The organism is Vibrio sp. YT-19(2023) (genome assembly GCF_033337395.1).
The window spans coordinates 1-582 of sequence record NZ_JAWOQN010000834.1; the positions used below are offsets into that span (position 1 = coordinate 1).

The 582-nt window shown below is 47.1% G+C and carries 1 protein-coding gene; it reads right to left on the reverse strand.

Features of this window, described 5'->3' with window-relative positions:
• Window positions 1–582 (reverse strand): alpha-galactosidase (locus R7E78_RS28725; protein ID WP_318058960.1); only part of this gene is annotated, 582 nt, incomplete at both ends.

A 582-nucleotide genomic window follows, 5' to 3' on the forward strand; every position in this document is an offset into this window, starting at 1 on the left:
TAAGGAACTGACCGTCAGGATGACGAACAAACCATTCAGGATGTTGCTTAAAGACCTCAGATTCTGGCTGCGCTATGAAAGGAGCCATCCAAATCGCCGGCTTTTTGCCTTTTGTGCGAATGTTTTGAATTAGCTCCTTCACACCGCCAGAGAATTTATCCGACGGCGTAAGCCAATCCCCCATGAACGCTTGATAGCCATCATCCAGAAGTACCCATTCTAGGTCTTCGAGCTTGTCTTGCATGCAATCAACATTTTCTAAAACATTTTGCTCGGTCACATCGGCATAGTACGCATACCAAGAACACCAGCCTATCGGTGCATCCTGCGTAACACCGTTGCGAATAGGATGATGCGCGGCAATCATCTCGCTGAACTCTTGATACAGATCGGATAGTGAGTTGCCAGTTAAAATCGTAATGGACTCAAGTTGATTGTGTTCCCAATCCGCCACTTGCGTGTGTTCACCATCAATTGCTGCGGTCAGTATCCACTGCCCATTTCGCTGTTGTATATCAAAGTAACCAGCAAATCGACGGCACGTCGTGAAGCCAAACAAGGTGTAACCAGCAGAATCCTCAA